General features: G+C 33.5%; 21 protein-coding genes, 3 pseudogenes and 1 riboswitch. Of the genes and pseudogenes, 16 read left to right on the top strand and 8 right to left on the bottom strand.

From position 1 onward, the window contains the following. Positions 1-446: 446 nt before the first annotated feature. The 3 genes from ecsA to ecsC are packed head-to-tail and all read left to right on the top strand — an operon-like array spanning position 447 to position 3,115. Positions 447-1,190 carry an ABC transporter ATP-binding protein EcsA gene (gene ecsA / locus RBB48_RS09335; RefSeq protein ID WP_053565078.1) on the top strand — a complete coding sequence of 248 codons (744 nt, stop codon included), beginning with the start codon at positions 447-449 and terminating at the stop codon, positions 1,188-1,190. Beyond that, entirely contained in the window at positions 1,183-2,394 is a 1,212-nt protein-coding gene (gene ecsB, locus RBB48_RS09340; RefSeq protein ID WP_306007579.1) for an ABC transporter permease EcsB, read from the top strand. Before ecsA ends, ecsB begins: the two co-directional genes overlap by 8 nt. Before the next feature lie 13 nt (positions 2,395-2,407). Next, positions 2,408-3,115, top strand: coding sequence for an ecs operon protein EcsC (gene ecsC, locus RBB48_RS09345; protein WP_000634127.1), 708 nt, complete (start codon positions 2,408-2,410; stop codon positions 3,113-3,115). Positions 3,116-3,305: 190 nt separating this feature from the next. Here the strand turns inward: ecsC and RBB48_RS09350 are convergent, their stop codons facing one another. From RBB48_RS09350 to RBB48_RS09360, 3 genes are all read right to left on the bottom strand, one after another. Then, positions 3,306-3,584 (bottom strand): hypothetical protein, encoded by a 279-nt coding sequence (locus RBB48_RS09350; RefSeq protein WP_088062331.1) that lies wholly within the window; start codon positions 3,582-3,584, stop codon positions 3,306-3,308. A gap of 553 nt (positions 3,585-4,137) precedes the next feature. After that, positions 4,138-4,350, bottom strand: coding sequence for a hypothetical protein (locus RBB48_RS09355; protein ID WP_306007580.1), 213 nt, complete (start codon positions 4,348-4,350; stop codon positions 4,138-4,140). After that, positions 4,337-4,657 carry a hypothetical protein gene (locus tag RBB48_RS09360; RefSeq protein ID WP_088610605.1) on the bottom strand — a complete coding sequence of 107 codons (321 nt, stop codon included), beginning with the start codon at positions 4,655-4,657 and terminating at the stop codon, positions 4,337-4,339. The genes RBB48_RS09355 and RBB48_RS09360 overlap by 14 nt, the downstream gene beginning before the upstream one ends. A 59-nt stretch (positions 4,658-4,716) precedes the next feature. On the opposite strand from RBB48_RS09360, the gene RBB48_RS09365 reads away from it, so the two are divergent. Both RBB48_RS09365 and RBB48_RS09370 read left to right on the top strand, forming a co-directional pair. Further along, positions 4,717-5,949 carry a hypothetical protein gene (locus RBB48_RS09365; RefSeq protein ID WP_088610604.1) on the top strand — a complete coding sequence of 411 codons (1,233 nt, stop codon included), beginning with the start codon at positions 4,717-4,719 and terminating at the stop codon, positions 5,947-5,949. Positions 5,950-5,962: 13 nt separating this feature from the next. Continuing rightward, positions 5,963-6,262, top strand: a complete 300-nt coding sequence (locus RBB48_RS09370; RefSeq protein ID WP_098133216.1) for a hypothetical protein — start codon at positions 5,963-5,965, stop codon at positions 6,260-6,262. A gap of 129 nt (positions 6,263-6,391) precedes the next feature. Here the strand turns inward: RBB48_RS09370 and RBB48_RS09375 are convergent, their stop codons facing one another. From RBB48_RS09375 to RBB48_RS09385, 3 genes are all read right to left on the bottom strand, one after another. Then, positions 6,392-6,655, bottom strand: a complete 264-nt coding sequence (locus RBB48_RS09375) for a hypothetical protein (RefSeq protein WP_371878380.1) — start codon at positions 6,653-6,655, stop codon at positions 6,392-6,394. Between the two features lie 64 nt (positions 6,656-6,719). Continuing rightward, entirely contained in the window at positions 6,720-7,040 is a 321-nt protein-coding gene (locus tag RBB48_RS09380) for a DUF1433 domain-containing protein (RefSeq protein WP_306007581.1), read from the bottom strand. A 293-nt stretch (positions 7,041-7,333) separates the two neighbouring features. Further along, positions 7,334-7,591: a hypothetical protein gene (locus tag RBB48_RS09385; protein ID WP_371878381.1), complete on the bottom strand. Its 258-nt coding sequence runs from the start codon at positions 7,589-7,591 to the stop codon at positions 7,334-7,336. Between the two features lie 275 nt (positions 7,592-7,866). On the opposite strand from RBB48_RS09385, the pseudogene RBB48_RS31650 reads away from it, so the two are divergent. Continuing rightward, positions 7,867-8,062 (top strand): annotated as a pseudogene (locus RBB48_RS31650) (lipase family protein); the annotation flags it as partial. 121 nt (positions 8,063-8,183) lie between these two features. On the opposite strand, the gene RBB48_RS09395 reads toward RBB48_RS31650, so the two are convergent. Next, a complete protein-coding gene (locus RBB48_RS09395) occupies positions 8,184-8,480 on the bottom strand; it encodes a hypothetical protein (RefSeq protein WP_371878382.1) in 297 nt (98 codons plus the stop codon). Between the two features lie 91 nt (positions 8,481-8,571). On the opposite strand from RBB48_RS09395, the gene RBB48_RS09400 reads away from it, so the two are divergent. From RBB48_RS09400 to RBB48_RS09440, 9 genes and pseudogenes are all read left to right on the top strand, one after another. Then, the gene (locus RBB48_RS09400) at positions 8,572-9,819 is read left to right on the top strand and encodes a lipase family protein (RefSeq protein ID WP_306007583.1); all 1,248 of its coding nucleotides are present in this window, start codon (positions 8,572-8,574) and stop codon (positions 9,817-9,819) included. Positions 9,820-9,833: 14 nt separating this feature from the next. Further along, positions 9,834-10,130, top strand: a complete 297-nt coding sequence (locus RBB48_RS09405) for a hypothetical protein (RefSeq protein WP_001137435.1) — start codon at positions 9,834-9,836, stop codon at positions 10,128-10,130. 200 nt (positions 10,131-10,330) lie between these two features. Continuing rightward, entirely contained in the window at positions 10,331-10,912 is a 582-nt protein-coding gene (locus RBB48_RS09410) for a TetR/AcrR family transcriptional regulator (protein WP_088610599.1), read from the top strand. 2 nt (positions 10,913-10,914) lie between these two features. Further along, the gene (locus tag RBB48_RS09415; RefSeq protein WP_000783808.1) at positions 10,915-11,082 is read left to right on the top strand and encodes a hypothetical protein; all 168 of its coding nucleotides are present in this window, start codon (positions 10,915-10,917) and stop codon (positions 11,080-11,082) included. Positions 11,083-11,161: 79 nt separating this feature from the next. Further along, positions 11,162-11,638 carry a PH domain-containing protein gene (locus RBB48_RS09420; protein ID WP_088610598.1) on the top strand — a complete coding sequence of 159 codons (477 nt, stop codon included), beginning with the start codon at positions 11,162-11,164 and terminating at the stop codon, positions 11,636-11,638. Then, positions 11,631-13,070: a PH domain-containing protein gene (locus tag RBB48_RS09425; protein ID WP_306007584.1), complete on the top strand. Its 1,440-nt coding sequence runs from the start codon at positions 11,631-11,633 to the stop codon at positions 13,068-13,070. Before RBB48_RS09420 ends, RBB48_RS09425 begins: the two co-directional genes overlap by 8 nt. 201 nt (positions 13,071-13,271) lie before the next feature. After that, the gene (locus RBB48_RS09430; RefSeq protein WP_088610413.1) at positions 13,272-13,925 is read left to right on the top strand and encodes a DUF975 family protein; all 654 of its coding nucleotides are present in this window, start codon (positions 13,272-13,274) and stop codon (positions 13,923-13,925) included. A gap of 182 nt (positions 13,926-14,107) precedes the next feature. Beyond that, positions 14,108-14,549, top strand: a pseudogene (locus RBB48_RS09435) (hypothetical protein). Next, a pseudogene (locus RBB48_RS09440) lies at positions 14,546-14,807 on the top strand (CPCC family cysteine-rich protein). Before RBB48_RS09435 ends, RBB48_RS09440 begins: the two co-directional pseudogenes overlap by 4 nt. A 66-nt stretch (positions 14,808-14,873) precedes the next feature. Here the strand turns inward: RBB48_RS09440 and RBB48_RS09445 are convergent. After that, positions 14,874-15,257: a hypothetical protein gene (locus RBB48_RS09445; RefSeq protein ID WP_098857762.1), complete on the bottom strand. Its 384-nt coding sequence runs from the start codon at positions 15,255-15,257 to the stop codon at positions 14,874-14,876. A gap of 332 nt (positions 15,258-15,589) precedes the next feature. On the opposite strand from RBB48_RS09445, the gene RBB48_RS09450 reads away from it, so the two are divergent. Further along, a complete protein-coding gene (locus RBB48_RS09450; protein WP_060489215.1) occupies positions 15,590-16,126 on the top strand; it encodes a TetR/AcrR family transcriptional regulator in 537 nt (178 codons plus the stop codon). A 171-nt stretch (positions 16,127-16,297) separates the two neighbouring features. After that, positions 16,298-16,390: riboswitch (cyclic di-GMP riboswitch) on the top strand. Positions 16,391-16,429 lie beyond the last annotated feature (39 nt).

Below are 16,429 nucleotides of genomic sequence, written 5' to 3' on the forward strand. Positions count from 1 at the left end.
AAGCATTATCGTAATTTACGTTTCGCAGACACCTCATTTATTTAAGAAATGCACGGTAAATCGGCTAAAGTTTCTGCCGTAGACACCCCATTTTCAAGTGAAATGAATTGCAATCTTTATAAAAGGAAATTGTTTATTTTTTAAAACAGTATATGCTCTTTCAGAGACACCCCGTTTCTAAAATGAAACAAATGATCTGGTTATGTGTAAATTTCTTTGTCCAACATGGACACCCCATTTCATGATGACTTCACTATGTTGTTGTACTCATCAATAGGTGGTTGCTTTTTCAATGTGTTCCTTCTTCACTAATTATGATGTCCGCTTTCGTAAAAATATATGCGAACAAATTTAAATTTTTTTTGAACGCATCGATACTATGTAGTATAGCGCTATTTTTGGTAAGATGAATATAGAATGAATACTAATGAAGAAAGTGGTGTCGTATGAGCGAGTTATTGCGTGTAGAAAATGTTACAGGAGGATATACGAAACGACCTGTACTAAAAGATGTTTCGTTCTCTGTTAATAAAGGCGAACTTGTCGGCTTAATCGGTTTAAATGGAGCGGGTAAAAGTACGACGATTAAACATATTATCGGTTTAATGGAACCGAAAAAAGGAACTGTCACAATTAATGGGAAAACAATTCGTGACGATATGACAGCGTACCGTTCTAGTTTTTCGTTCATCCCAGAAACACCAGTATTATATGATGAGCTAACGCTAGAAGAACATTTGAAGTTAACAGCGATGGCGTACGGTGTCGATGAAAAACAATATGAAGAACGTGTAGGACAACTATTACAAGAATTTCGTATGAAAAATCGTTTAAAATGGTTTCCGTCTCATTTCTCAAAAGGGATGAAACAAAAGGTAATGATTATGAGTGCGTTTTTAGTGGAGCCATCTCTTTACATTGTGGACGAACCTTTCGTTGGGCTTGATCCGTTAGCGATTCAATCACTCCTTCAAATGATGGATCAAATGAAAAAGAGCGGCGCGGGCATTTTAATGAGTACACATATTTTAGCGACAGCAGAGCGTTATTGTGATTCGTTCATTATTCTCCATCAAGGTGAAGTAAGAGCGAAGGGAACATTAGCTGAACTACAATCACAGTTTAATATGCCGGGTGCAACGTTAGATGATATTTATATTGCATTAACGAAGGAAGAAGATTATGAATAGCACAGCATTATGGAAAGAACGATTTCGTCACTTTCTAAAAGAAGTTCGTACATATAGTAAATACGTATTTAATGATCATTTGAAATTTATTTTCGTATTTATCATCGGCGCAGGAGCGTATTATTACCAGCAGTGGTTACAAACGCTAACACCGTCGTTTCCGACAGCACTCGTTATGGCAGTGTTGCTTGGACTTGTATTAACGGCCGGATCGATACAAACGTTATTAAAAGAAGCAGATCTCGTTTACTTACTGCCAGTGGAAGAAAAGTTAAAACCTTATTTCACAAAGGCATTTCTCTTTACGTTTATGATTCAGTTATACATAATCGCCATCGTAGCGGCAGCACTAGCCCCGTTATACTTCCAGCAAATGAAACAAACAGGAGCGGCTTACATATGGATTGTACTCGCGTTTGTTATCGTAAAAGCGTGGAACTTATTCGTAGCATGGGAAAAGTCATTTTTAACAGATCAAAATATACAAAGAGCTGATTGGTTCATTCGTGTTATTTTAAACGGCTTATTTGTTTATTTCCTTGTAGAGCGTACTTCCGTTATGTTTATTGGTGGAATCGTCCTTCTCATGGTGTTATACCTCGTAGTACTGCATCAAATGGTGAAGGGAAAGCCGCTAAACTGGGAGTATTTAATTTCTGAAGAAGGTAAGAAGATGATGCTGCTGTACCGCATCGCGAACATGTTCGTTGATGTACCAGCATTAAAAGAAAGAGTAGCACGCAGAAAATGGCTCGATTTCATCCTTTCGATGATTGGTGAAAAACGTACCTATTTATACTTATATACGAGAACGTTTTTACGATCTGGTAACTATTTCGGCTTGTATGTGCGCCTGCTCGCTCTTGGAGGAGTTATTCTTTACTTCATTCCGTTTTTATATGGACGATTTATCGTAAGCCTTATCTTCCTATACTTAATCGGTTATCAGCTCTTAACTTTATGGAAGCATCACCGCATGAAGATTTGGCTTGATTTGTATCCGGTCGGGGGAGAAGAGAAGAAGAAAGATTTTCTTACTTTATTAAATGCAATCCTTATTATCGGTAGCGTGATATTTACAGTTATATTCGCCCTTGCGACGAAAGATTTCATGATGACGGGCATTTTATTAGTCGTAAGCATAGTATTTAGTATCGGTTTCGTTTATCAATACGGGGCGAAACGTATTGAGCGTTTAAATTGAAGGGAATGAACCTATGATTACATACGAAGAGAAGGTTATAAAAGAATTGGAGCAGTGGAAAGCTACATTCATGAAAGATTCTTCTATGATGACACGATTCTCTAAGAAAGTGCAGACGAAAGTACAACAGCTTATTCCGGCGAAAGTGCAAAAAGTATTAACAGAAACGATTCGGATGATGGTGCAAACGATTAGTGCCGGATCAAACTTTATAAAGCCGAAATTAAAAGAGACGAACTGGTCATTGCAAAGAAGAGACGACGAAGTACGTAAAAAAATGGATGAGTACAAAAAAATAGCAGCGGCAGAAGGAGCGGGGACGGGAGCAGGCGGTATTCTCCTTGGCCTTGCTGACTTTCCGCTTTTACTCGGCATTAAAATTAAATTTTTATTCGATGCAGCAACATTGTACGGATTTGATACGAGCGACAAAGAAGAGCGCCTTTTTATCCTTCACGTTTTCCAACTTGCCTTTTCAAGTGACGACCACCGAAAAGAAATATGGAAAGCCATCGAAACGTGGGATACAGAAGAAGAAAACCATATGGACTGGGAAAAGTTCCAAACAGAGTACCGAGACTATATCGATTTAGCAAAAATGCTTCAGCTCGTACCAATAATCGGTGCCCCGGTCGGCGCGTATGCGAACTATCAATTACTGCAAAGACTTGGGGAAGTAACGATGAATTGTTATCGTATGCGATTGCTGAATAGGAATTAAAAAGAAAGCATCCTAAATGTGTGATTTAGGATGCTTTTTTGTTTTAATGATTAATGCATCAAAAGAAGAAGGTATAATTCAGATTGTCTTTTCAGTGTTTTAGGCTGAAATTAGTAGTGGAGGTAGTTGACATGTAATAAGGTAATTATGACTCTAGATGATCTAATTCCCATCCAACAACTGAATAATTTTAACGTTTAATAATTGAAACAAAGAAATTTCTGTTTTTCTGGTCTTTTACATGACCAGAAACTCGAATCATACCACCACTAGCGGCAGGTTTAATATCAACTTTAGTCACTATAACATCAATATTTTCTTTTTTCTTCATATGTTCTATGGCAGCTGTAGCAGCTTTTTCTTTTTCTATATTTCTATCATGCATAATTTTTAGTGTACATCCTATAGTTAAAGTTATAATTGTGATCATGATTAAAATTATGATGTTTTTCTTTTTTAATTCCCTCATACAATCCCTCCTGGAATTATCTTGTAATTAATACTATGAATTATTTTTAAGGAGAGGGAAATATAAGTAATACGGTTAGTGGTGAATTTCTTGTTCGTTTATCAAGAATAAGTTTGGAATCATAAAGAAACTTGGGAAGCTATTGAAATACCTAGTTCTGTATCATTACATAATTTTATAAATAGTTGCATCAAAATAAATTGTTATTGCTTTTCGGAGTTTGCTTTATGATGCGGACACATTTGATGTACTAGGTGTCCTTACGTTTTTTAATAGTTTGTATGTTTCTCGACTGTACTTAAGGGATGCAAAAAACACTTATAGATACAATCTATGAGTGTTTTTGGTGGTATGGGTTTATTTAGGCGTTCATTATAATCTTATCTCGCCCCAAATTCGTCTGGAGCACAGAAGTTAGGTGGGGACGAACAAAACCCCCACTGATAAAAATTTTACTTTATTCGTCGCCCCAATATGCAACTTCATAATTTTGGGATTTATTTATTACAACGTAAAGTTTTTTTGGTTATTGTTTTTATCATACCCTCTAACTCTAATAAAGCCCGCAAGTTCTAATTGTTGAATTTTCACATCGGTTACCACAAAATCTATTTTTTTCTTTTTTCATAGTTTCTATTGCAACTTCAGCAGCCTTTTCTTTTGCAGCATTTTGGTCATGAATAAACTTTGCTATATAACCTATGATTAACATCATAATTATTACGGATAATAATATGAAAATATTTTGTTTCTTATTGAGAATCATCTAAATTCCAACCCATGATAGAATAATTTTGTTTTTTGCTTACTGTGACATAAAACTTTCTTTTTTTATCATTTTCCGCATATCCTCTAACCTCAATAAACCCCCCTTGAAAAGCGGATTTAATATCGACTTTAGTTACTATAACATCTATATTTTCTTTTGTTTTTATATGTTGTATAGCAGCTTCAGCAGCTCTTTCTTTTGTTATATTTCTATCGTGAATAAAGGATGCAGTACAGCCTATGGCTAAGATAATAACCGTTATCATTATAAATATTATAATATTCTTTTTTTTTACTTTACCCATTTTTTTCCTCCTAAAATAATTTATAATAACATTATAAATCATTTACAAAGGAGAAGAGTATGGGAAGTTCTATTAGTGATAAAACTTTGGTTGAATTAGCTGGTAAGAGTTATGGAGAAGCGGAAAGAGTAGAAGTAGAAATTGGAAATCACAAGGAGGTTTGGAAACCAGTAGAAATTGATGGAGCAGTTCTTCATAATACAAAAAATAGTTTTGATGCCACCATTTATAAAAATGATGAAACGAAACAAATCGTTATTGCTTATCGTGGTTCTTGGGAGGCACCTGATTTTTATGATGCGGATTTATTTGATGTTATGGGGGGGCGTGTTAGAAAAAATCAAGATAGTTTAGATAATTTAAATAAAATTGATACTTCATCACTGCCTTTAACTGAGCAATTTAATTTTGCCACAGCTAAAGAAAGGGCTAAAAAAGCAGTAGAAGAAAGTCAATTTACGAATGCAGATGACTTAGCAAAAGACGTAAAAAATTATATAGCAGATCCTAAAAATGGTTTAGATGGGTATGATCTTACATTAACTGGTCATTCTTTAGGTGGTGGTTTAGGTGAATATGCAGGGGTTATGAATGATGTACCAGTTGTAAGTTTTGAAGCACCTAATGTAATAGACTTATTACATAAAGATAAAAAAGAGAAGGCTTTAAGAGGAGATTATAAAAATCTAATCACGACTTATGGAAACCCTAATGATACAGTGTTTACAGGTTTTAGAGGGAATGATAATAAAAATAGAGGCCGTATAGGACATTTGTATTATACAGATAAACCAGATGCGAAAAATGATTCTAAGTTGCACGATGTAAGTGGCTTTATTCCATATTCGTCATTTTTGATAAATGGTTATAATGCTGTTCGTTTTTTTATGGGATTTATGGGACCGAAATTTCATTCTATGGATAACTTTAGCCAAGATAAATATGGTTATTTTAATATGCCAAATATGTATGATGCAGAAACTGGTCAAAGGGTTTTATCTTCACCTCGCGCTGGTGAAATAACAATTCGTTTATCAGTGGAAGAGGTAAACCAAATTGCTAAAGATTTAAAAAGAGAAATTGATGACATTAATCAAAAGTTAGTACAAGCGAGTAACAAAATTATTAATATTTTACAGCAATCACCAGCTAGCGTAGAAGGGAATTTAATTAATACAGTTACATATAGCGTATACGGATTCCAAAGGGGATATATGGAGCGTATTCGTTCAGAAGCCGATTTTATTGAACAACGCGCAGATAACTTTAAAAATGTGGACGAACAAAATTAAGCGAGGGATTTTTGTGAAAAATTATGACGTTATTGCACATGCTGTTGATGTGATAGGCGCAAAAAATGATTTAGAATCATGCATTTCAGATTTGGAAAATCATAGAAAAAACGTAAATTCAATTAAAGTATTATTGACACATAGCTGGGAAGGGAATACAGCAAAAGAAATTGAAAGAAGATTAAGTGAAGTGGATAAAGAACTAGTCTATAGAATTGATGAGTTTAGAAAAATACAAGATGATTTAGAGAGATATAGAAAAGCAATGGAAGCTTTCTCAAATCAATTTATGATGATGGGTCCTAAATATTAAATTAAAAGAAGCGCTTATAAAAGTGCTTCTTTTGCTAATAATCAATGTGGACGAACAAACCCCCACTGATTAAAGTTTCACTTTATTCTCCGCCCCAATATGCAACTTTATAATTTGGGGTTTTATTTATTACAATGTAATGTTTTTTTGTTTATTGTTTTTATCATACCCTCTAACTCTAATAAAGCCCGCAAGTTCTAATTGTTGAATTTTTACATTGGTTACCACAAAGTCTATATTTTTTTCTTTCTTCATAGTTTCTATTGCAACTTCAGTAGCTTTTTCTTTAGTTATATTTCTATCGTGAATATAGGATGTAGTACAACCTAAGACTAAAACTATAATTGCTAAAATGATTAAAATTATAATCCTTTTCTTTTTTGAATGATCCATATGCATCTCCTGAAATTGCTTTATATTATTTTTTATCAAGAAATAATATAAAAAGAATCGTTAACTAATCGTGTTTTAGTTCGAAATTTTTGGTGGTTGAAATGGAACCGATGTGATAATCATTAGCGTATTCAACATCTGCCGAGAATTTTTTATTTTTATCATCTTTCACATGTCCTGAAATCCAAACACTTTGAAAGTCCTTCGGGGCAAATTTATGTTTAGTAATCACTACGTCTAGATTTTCTTTTTCTTTAAAATATTGAATTGTAGTTTCTGTTGCTTTATTAACTATTTGTTGTTCCTCATTCTTTTGATTTATAGTACATCCTCCTAAAAGGATAAGTGTAAAAATAAAGAATAATCTTATACCGTATTTTTTCATGAATAATCACTCCATAAATGTTGCGTTATATTTCTCTTTACTAAATTTTATATTCACAGAACATTGTGTGGTGGGGTATAAAGAAAAGGCACTCTAAAATGCCCAGATTATTAGTTTTTAAGCTCTAAATTTTTGGAGTGAGACATAGAGCTTATATGATATTCTCCTCCATCATATTCTTCGTCCATAGAAAAAATCTTATTTTTGTTATCTTTCACATGTCCGTTTATAAAAACTATTTAAAAATCCTTGGGAGCATATAGGAATGATTTAGATGAAAATTATGGGAAGTGTTAGTATTTTAATTTTAAACTTTTACTTTTAGAAATTGAACCTATCGTGTATTTATCTCGGCTATATTGAATAGTTATATTAAATGTTTTGTCTCTATCATCTTTGACATGACCAGAAATATAAATGGATTGTAAGTCTTTAGGACCAAACTCATGTCCAGTAATTACTACATCCAAATCTTGCTTTTCCTTAAAGTATGTAATGATTGTCGCTTTTGCTTCTTTTACTACTTGTTCTTCTTTGTTTTTTTGATCCATAGTACATCCCCCTAAAGTACTTAAAATAAGTATAAATAATAAACAAAAGCTAAATTTTTTAATAGTAATATCCATATTTATCCTCCGTAAATGTTATCTTAATTATAAGAATATATCAAATGTTGTAGGAGAAAAATGTTTTGAGTAATAAAAATGAAGTTTTAGATTCTACTTTTTATCAATTAGCAGACACTACGTAGGAATCTGATAAATATATTGAAGAAGTTGTTATTACCAATAAAGATGGTCGAAGTTTACAAGTATAGGAAAAAGGAGGAACATTCCACGATAAATCGGAATGGACGCAGCGGTCTTTGAACGAGATATACATGGGTAAAAGCAAGTTATGGTAGATTTCCGAGGAACAGAAGGGGATAAAATTATAGAGAAAAACTCTTTAGGCATTTCGATGAAGCTAGGGAAGGTATGAAGGATTTAAAAACAGATACAAATTATTTTGTTAAGAAAGAAATTCATATGCTAAAGTATTTTACGCAAAAAAGACACCTTAAGGTGTCTTCAATAGACTTGGTAACCAAACTCTATATATTATATTAATCTTAAGTATTATTAAAGTTTTTTAGATTTATTATTAATAATTTAATTTAAAGTTTTCAGAACGAGATATAGAACCGACCCTATATTCCCCATCACCAAATTCTACATCTACTGAGAATTCTTTACTTTTATCATCTTTAACATAACCATCTATAAATACAGTTTGAAAATCATTTGGAGGAAAGCTATGCCCTGTAATTACTACATCTAAATTATGTTTTTCTTTAAAATATTGAATGGTTGTTTCTTCTGCTCTATTAACGATTTGTTGTTCCTCATTTTTTTTATCCATACTACACCCTCCTATAAACATTAATATAAAGACCATCATTAATCCTAAATAATATTTTTTCAATCAATAAGCCTCCTTGAATGTTATCCTATATTTAGGATATCTTAAAATTCTTGGGAGGGGAAATGTTTTGAGTGAAAATGATCAAGTATTAGACTTAAGTTATTATCAATTAGCAAAAGGGGCTTATCGTAATGATAAGCAATTAAAAAAAGAATTTGATGTTAAAGATACTCATAATAATATTGTCCAAACATGGAAAGTAGGAGAAACATTCCACGACAAACAAACCGGAATGGATGCAGTAGCCTTTGAACGAGATGTCGATGGGAAAAAGCAAGTTATGGTAGCTTTCCGAGGTACAGAAGGGGACAAAATTATAGAGAAAAACTCTTTAGGCATTCCGATGAAGCCAGGGGAAGGTATGAAGGATTTAAAAACGGATACTAATCATTTTGTATTACGAGAAGGTGTTCATGAACCAGCAGCACCTCCTGTAGCAGGGACTGAGAATGAAGGTTCAAAGAAATATTGGAATGAAGAGAATCAGCGCTGGGAAACACATAATCAATTCGAACAAGCTGAAAGGGTCATGAAACAAGTAACGGATACATACAAGGACAGGGATGATGTGGAGATATATACGACGGGTCATTCGTTAGGGGGAGCTTTAGCGGAATATGCAGCGGCATCTAATGATAATGTAAGATGTATGTCATGGAATGCGCCGAGTGCAAAACATTTGTTACCGCCTGATTTACAAGAAAGAGCAAATAATGGTGAGTTTAATAATAGAATTGTAAGTGTTGTTCACGGAAATGATTCAATTGGCTATGGACCATTTGGTGCATATGAAAGTCATATAGGCTCTACTTATGCGGTAACCCCACCAATTTCGAAAGAAGAAATGTCAAAGCTATCATTACAGCAAAAGCTTGGGATGGATGTTACTCGATTTTTGAATTCGATAAGTGGCCCTGGTTATCATTATCAAACAGATCAGAACTTCCGGTTTGGAGAGAATGGGTCTTTATCCAATAAATACTTGTTAAATGTAGACACGAATGAAAGAGTTTATGATTCACCAGGCGCGTTATTAGGCGGGGGAGAAATTCGTGTAGTGGTAGAGAATTTAGAACAAGCCGTAAGAGATATGAAGCGAAACGCACAAGAATTTCAAGATAGAGTACCGAGGTTAATTTCTAATATGATGACACTATTAGAAACGGCTGAAAGTAGACGGGTAGAAGCTAAAGTAAATAATATACGTGCACATGTAGAGCATTTAAGTTTTTGGTACATACGAACAGCAACGGAAATTTCAGATTTTATTGAGAAGAAAGCCGATGATTATAAGAAGACGGATCAACAATATTAAGGGAGAAGATTAGGATGCCGAGAATTTACTTAAATGAAGAAGCATTGAACCAAGCTTTACAACAATTTGACCATATGATTCAAGACTTAAATCATAATAAAAGAGTTGTAAGTAATGTACATAATTTACTCTTATCAAGCTGGTCGCAACTTGGAGTGGGGAAGAAGGCTATTAGCGATTTAGAATCTTTTAAAAAAGATATCGAAAGAAGGATGGAAGAATTAGAGTCTGATAAAAGAGAGTTAAAGGGTGCGATTGATTTATTAAAAGCGTTAGATCAAAGTTATGATTACATGGGGCCTAAATATTAAATTACAAGAAGCACTCACAAAGGTGCTTTTTGTAGTTTAACTGGATTAAAGGTTATTGTAGTCATTATTAAGGAATATGATCCTAGATCCATAATGTAGATTGAAAAGTAATATACAGTTTTGAATCAAACTTGCAAACGATGATTTTTTATTTTACAATTTATTTACCGACCGGTAAGTAAAAATAAGTGAGGTACAGTATGACAAAGAATTTACAAACATCGCAAAACATTGTAGAGGCATCATTTAAACTCATGGCAGAGCACGGCATTGAGAAGATGAGCCTTTCCATGATTGCGAAAGAGGTAGGTATTTCAAAACCGGCTATTTATTATCATTTTTCTTCTAAAGAAGCGTTAGTCGATTTTTTATTTGAAGAAATTTTCTCTGGGTATCATTTCGTGAGTTATTTCGATAAAGAACAATATAAGAAAGAAAACTTTGCAGAAAAGTTAATTGCTGATGGTTTACATATGCTCTCTGAGTATGAAGGGCAAGAAGGAATATTACGCGTTATAAATGAATTTATCGTAACTGCATCGCGAAATGAAAAGTATCAGAAACGCTTATTTGAAATACAAGAAGATTTCTTAAATGGTTTCCACGATTTATTGAAGAAAGGTGTAGAACTTGACGTTGTGTCACAACAGGCAACGGAAGAAAATGCTCATACGTTAGCGCTCGTAATCGATAATATGAGTAATTACATGTTAATGGGGTTCCAGTTAAAGTATAAAGAAATTTGGATTCGAAATGTGAAAAACGTCTTGAAGGAGGAATAAAAGTGAAAATGCAAAAAAACTGGTGGCTCGGTTTTCTCGGATTTATTGGGATTTATAAAATTCCAGGTATGATTGAAGCTTTTCAAGCAGATGGAAGTTGGATGAAGTTAATTGGCTTCATTTGGCTACTTTGGTTCGGATATTTTATTCCTGAGAAGAAAGAAGATTGAATTTCAATTTTATGTAAAGTTATGTAAAATATAGATTGAGAGTATTCGTATATTAGATTACTAGATTTGGAGTGGTTACATGGATCCATTGAAAAATGAAATTAACCCTGACATGGTCAAGGTGTGGAAAGTTCGTGCTGTAATTGAAGAAGGAATCGGTATTCTCGTCATTTTAGCTTACCTTTTCCTCATGATAAAGTTTGATTGGTGGGCGTGGATTTTGTATGTAATGATTGGGCTAACAGTTGTGTTCGCACCATTTTCGTACTTTTTATTCCCGAAACTACGTCAACGTTATTACAGTTATCAATTAAATGAAGAAGAACTTGAAATTCAGCACGGTCTTTTCGTCGTAAAGCGCGTATTAGTACCGATGATTCGTGTACAGCACGTGACGATTGAACAAGGTCCAATTATGAGAAAATATGGATTAGCAGAATTACACATTTCAACAGCGGCAACTTCTCACAGCATCCCAGGCTTAACGATGTATGAAGCAGAAATGTTGAAAACGAAAATCGCACAATTAGCGAAAGTGAGTGATGAGGATGTATAAGAGGCAGCATCCGATCACGATGTTATTAGAATTAAAAATAACAGATTTTATACCACTCATTATTTTCATGTTTAGTTTAAATGGAAAATTCCCGTTTTGGTATTTAATCCCCGCTGCATTCGGTTTACTCACCGTTTTTTCAGCATTTGAAAAATGGTATTACACAACATATTGGGTCGAAAATAACGTATTACACGTAAAACAAGGGCTCTTTGTGAAGAAGGAGAGCTACTTAAATAAAGAGCGTGTTCAAACGATTAATACAAGTTCTAACGTGCTATATCAAATGCTTGGCTTAAAAAAGATTCAAATCGAAACAGCAGGGGGAGGCGACGATGCAGAAGTAAGCTTAGCTGGTATTACAGTAGAAGAAGCAACAGAGCTTATTGCAATGCTAAATGATCCAACTCCAGAAGTGAAAGCAGAAGAAACATCAGAAGAAGTAGTAGAAAAAGAAATCGTAACAGAAGAAAAACAAGCGACTGAATATAAATTAACTTGGAAAGAAATTTTGCTAGCGTCTGTTACATCTGGTCAGTTTGGACTATTATTCTCATTAATCTTTTTCGTGTATCACCAAGTAGATGAGTACATCCCGAAATGGATAGAGAATGGCGTCAAGTCGTATGTAATGGAACATGATATATATGGCTGGATTTTCATGATAGCTATTTTGATTGTCCTTTCATGGATTATATCGACAATCGGTTATGCGCTAAAACATGGAGATTTCACAGTGAATCGAAGAAATGATGAAGTCCGCATTTCGCAAGGATTACTTGAGAAAAAAGAACTCGTCCTAAAATTGCACCGCATTCAAGGTATTACGATAAAAGAAAGTATTTTACGTCAGCCATTCGGTTATTGTGCTGTACAAGTAGAAGTGATTCAAAGTAAAGGACTGGGTGACGAGAAAGAAAAAGTTACACTGCATCCTATCATTCGAAAAGATCGCGTACAACAGTTACTCGCACATTTACAACTACCATATGAACTGAATACAAACATTATTTCACTACCAAAAGCAGCATTACGCCGCTATCTCATTGATAGTTTCATCTTTTTCGCAATGCTAGCAATCCCGCTTATTGGAATAAGTATATACTTTGAAAAGCACTTCATCATGTGGGCATTAATTCCGCTCGCGATTCTCATCTTTACACTTGGATACGCAACATTTAAAACAAATGGTTACAGTGTAAACGGAGAGCAAATTACGCTTGTATATCGCAGCGTCGGCAAATATACAGGGCTTGTTAGAAGAAGGCACGTCCAATCAATGGAAAAGACACAATCCTATTTCCAGCGCCGTGCAAATCTATGTACGTACATATTCTCTAACGCATCATCGAATTATAAATTAGAGCATACGAGAGTAGAAGATGCGGAGAGAATGCAGGATTGGTATAAGAAGAGAATGAGTGAGAATTAACTTGAAAAAGCTTGCCTATTATGAAAGGCAGGCTTTTTTTATTATAGGAAAATGAGTGACTTAATTCATATATTAGTAAAGCTACAGCGCACATATATCAATACATATCAAAAAAGGTAGTATGCTTCTATTTCAGGAAAATCTGTGGAATTTTTGATATAAATGGTATACTAATATAGAAAAAGTATTAGGAGGCTATATATGATAAGTCAGTTAAAAAGAGAAGCACTTGATGCATTAAAAGGAAAATGGGGATTAGCGGTAGGGGCAACCTTATTAGTCGGAATCCTTATTGGAGCTGTTGAAATTTTAACTACAGGTATTTTCTCGATATTTTGGGGTTGGGAAGAAGCAAATGAGTCACTTACAGTAACTATTATTGCAATGTTTATTATCGGGCCGTTAACAGTAGGTGCTTCTTATTTTGTTTTAAATGTAATTCGTGGGACTAATGCTCGTATTGGTCATATATTTAGATGGTTTAACGATGGAAGTAAGTTTATGAAATCGTTTTCAACATATTTACTAATGAATGTGTACTTGGTTCTATGGACATTACTTCTTATTATTCCAGGTATTATTAAATCATTTTCTTATTCTATGACATATTTTATTTTGAATGATCATCCAGAATATACAGCGAATCAAGCGATTACTGAAAGCCGTCGTATGATGAATGGACATAAAATGGATTACTTTTTACTATGCTTAAGTTTCTTAGGTTGGTTCATTTTAAGTATTCTTACTTTAGGAATCGGTTTCTTATGGTTAGTACCTTATTTCTACACGACATCAGCTGCATTTTATGAAGAGATTTCAAAAGAATATTATAAAAAAGAAGACACTACTTTCTAATAACCACCTATCCCCTAAAGAATATAGGGCACAGATAGTTTAGATGTTCTGTTTATGGGGAGCACTTCAGGATAAGGTATAGGTTTTTATATAAAAATTCTGCCCTCTATGTTTTAGGATAGAGGGCTATTTTTTCATGTGAAAATAATGAATAATATATGTGAAACAAAAAAGCGAGGTGAATGAGAGTGAGCAAGTTTTTAATTCCGTATTCATTTTCTATATTAAGTTTCTTTATTTCAGTAACGGCACTTGATTTATATGATAGGATAGGAAAAAATGATGAGATGACTTCGCCAAACATAATTGGAAAGATAATTCAATCTACTGCGCAAATGGGAGTCCTTACATTATATTTCGGAGTACCTATCATTTTAGGTGGCTGTCTACTTGGGGAATTATTGTTTAGAGGTATCATTTTACGATTTAAACTAAGCTATATTATATCTTTATTATTATATTTACTTTTAGCTTGTAGTATTGTTTCAGTAACAGTTGGGATTCCAACTACATATGAAGATTCTAATATTTTTTTCATGGGAATAACTATGATTTGCGCTGTTACATTCTTTGTGGGCCGGAATATATCGGAAAAAACAAGTTAATAATGGAGTGACAGAATGAAATACACTTGTCCGTGCTGCGGGTATAGAACAATAGAAGAACCACCAGGTAACATATGAAATTTGTAATATATGTTATTGGGAAGATGATGAGGTTCAGTTTAATGGTCCTGACTTTGAAGGCGGGGCGGATGAAGTTTCGTTAAGACAAGCACAGAAAAATTTCATTACATTGGGTGCTTGCGAGGAATGTTTTGTGCAATCAGTTAGAAAGCCAAATAGTGAAGATGTGAAGGACGCTAGTTGGAAGCAAATTTAGTAAGTAAAATGTTATTACTCAATTTATCAGGAGTAATAACATTTTTTTTATGCAATGATGAAAGAATTAACGCCGTCTTATAAGATAAAATAGTAAAGATGATACAGTAATAGGAAGGCCAGTATCCAGAAAAGCTTCTAAATAAAAGGATAGAAAATCTCTGTCATTAAACCACATAAAGAATAAATGATTGTAGGAAATACCTAACAGTATAAATAAAGGAATACCGATCTTTAATTCGTGACTTCCTTTTATTTTTCTATAACAAAATTCACCTAATAAACAACCGATAAGAACAGGAATGCTTCCAAGAATTGAAAACATAATAATAGATACCCAAATCGGTCCCCATGAATCCGCATAATTTGGAACTAGTGTATACTGTAAAACGTTCACAATGATAGAAAAAACCAGTAAGCATATTAAATAACTAATAGAAAATTTTTTCAATGGAATCATCCTTATAAAAGTTCACTTTATTTTTATGAACATATAAACCTCTTTGAATTATAGATTAAATATATAAGGATAATCAATTTGTATGCATTTCATGTTTATGGATATATTTTCAACGAATATAAATGTATAGATGTATAGTCAATTGTGAGTATTTGATGTTATCATATTGAATGATATGGAAATTTTTAATAGAAGAAGCAACGAACAATTCAAAGGTAATGAAGCCTTTGTGGTATAAAGAAAATATTTATTATTACTCAGCGATATTAAAAATAAGATACATATTTATATAAATTTAGTAGAAATGGGGGTTTTAAAAAGGAATGAGTATAAGTATAACAAGGCAAAAAATTTTAGCAGCCGCTTCTCAAATTGTGCAATGTAAAGGGGTTGCTAAGTTAACCTTAGAAGCGGTAGCAAAAGAGGCGGGGATAAGTAAAGGTGGATTGTTGTATCACTTTTCAACTAAAGAAGCTTTAATAGAGGGCATGATACTCAAAGGGACGGAGGAGTATCAAGACGCTATTCACAATAAAGTAGCGGAGGACTTAGAGAAGAAAGGAAGGTGGGTACGTTCTTTTGTAGAGGAAAGATTAAGTAATGAGGGAAGAGTAGAAGAGCTGGGTAGTAGTATGATGGCAGCATTAATGCTAAAGCCTGAATTACTTGAACCGTTAAAACAATCATTTCAGCAACTGCAAAATAAAATAGAAAATGATGAGATAGATTCAGTTTGTGCCACAATTATTAGATTAGCGGCAGATGGATTATGGTATTCGGAATATTTAGGGGTTGGAAGACTAAGCCCCGAATTAAGAGAAAAAGTGATTCAAGCTCTTATTTTTAATTCATATAAATAGAATATATGAACTATATAATGTAAAACAATTCACCATTGCTTATTTAATGCACTGGTGAATTGTTTTTTTTATTAGAAAAATAGAACAATTTCATAGAGTATTGAATTATAACCGTCCAGACGGTATAGTAATATTTGGTTTAAGAGGAAAATGAAACAAAAAAAGAATAAAAAATATTTTTAGCACACTATTCGAAAGGATAGGCCGCAAAGCTTAGAGTCTACGGTAATACATATTGGTTACTAAGATCGTCTGGTTGCACATTTTTGATGCAACCGGACGGTCTTTTTTTGTTATATAAAT

Origin of the sequence: Bacillus sp. MMSF_3353 (assembly GCF_030733445.1) — a bacterium.
Lineage (GTDB): Bacteria > Bacillota > Bacilli > Bacillales > Bacillaceae_G > Bacillus_A > Bacillus_A wiedmannii.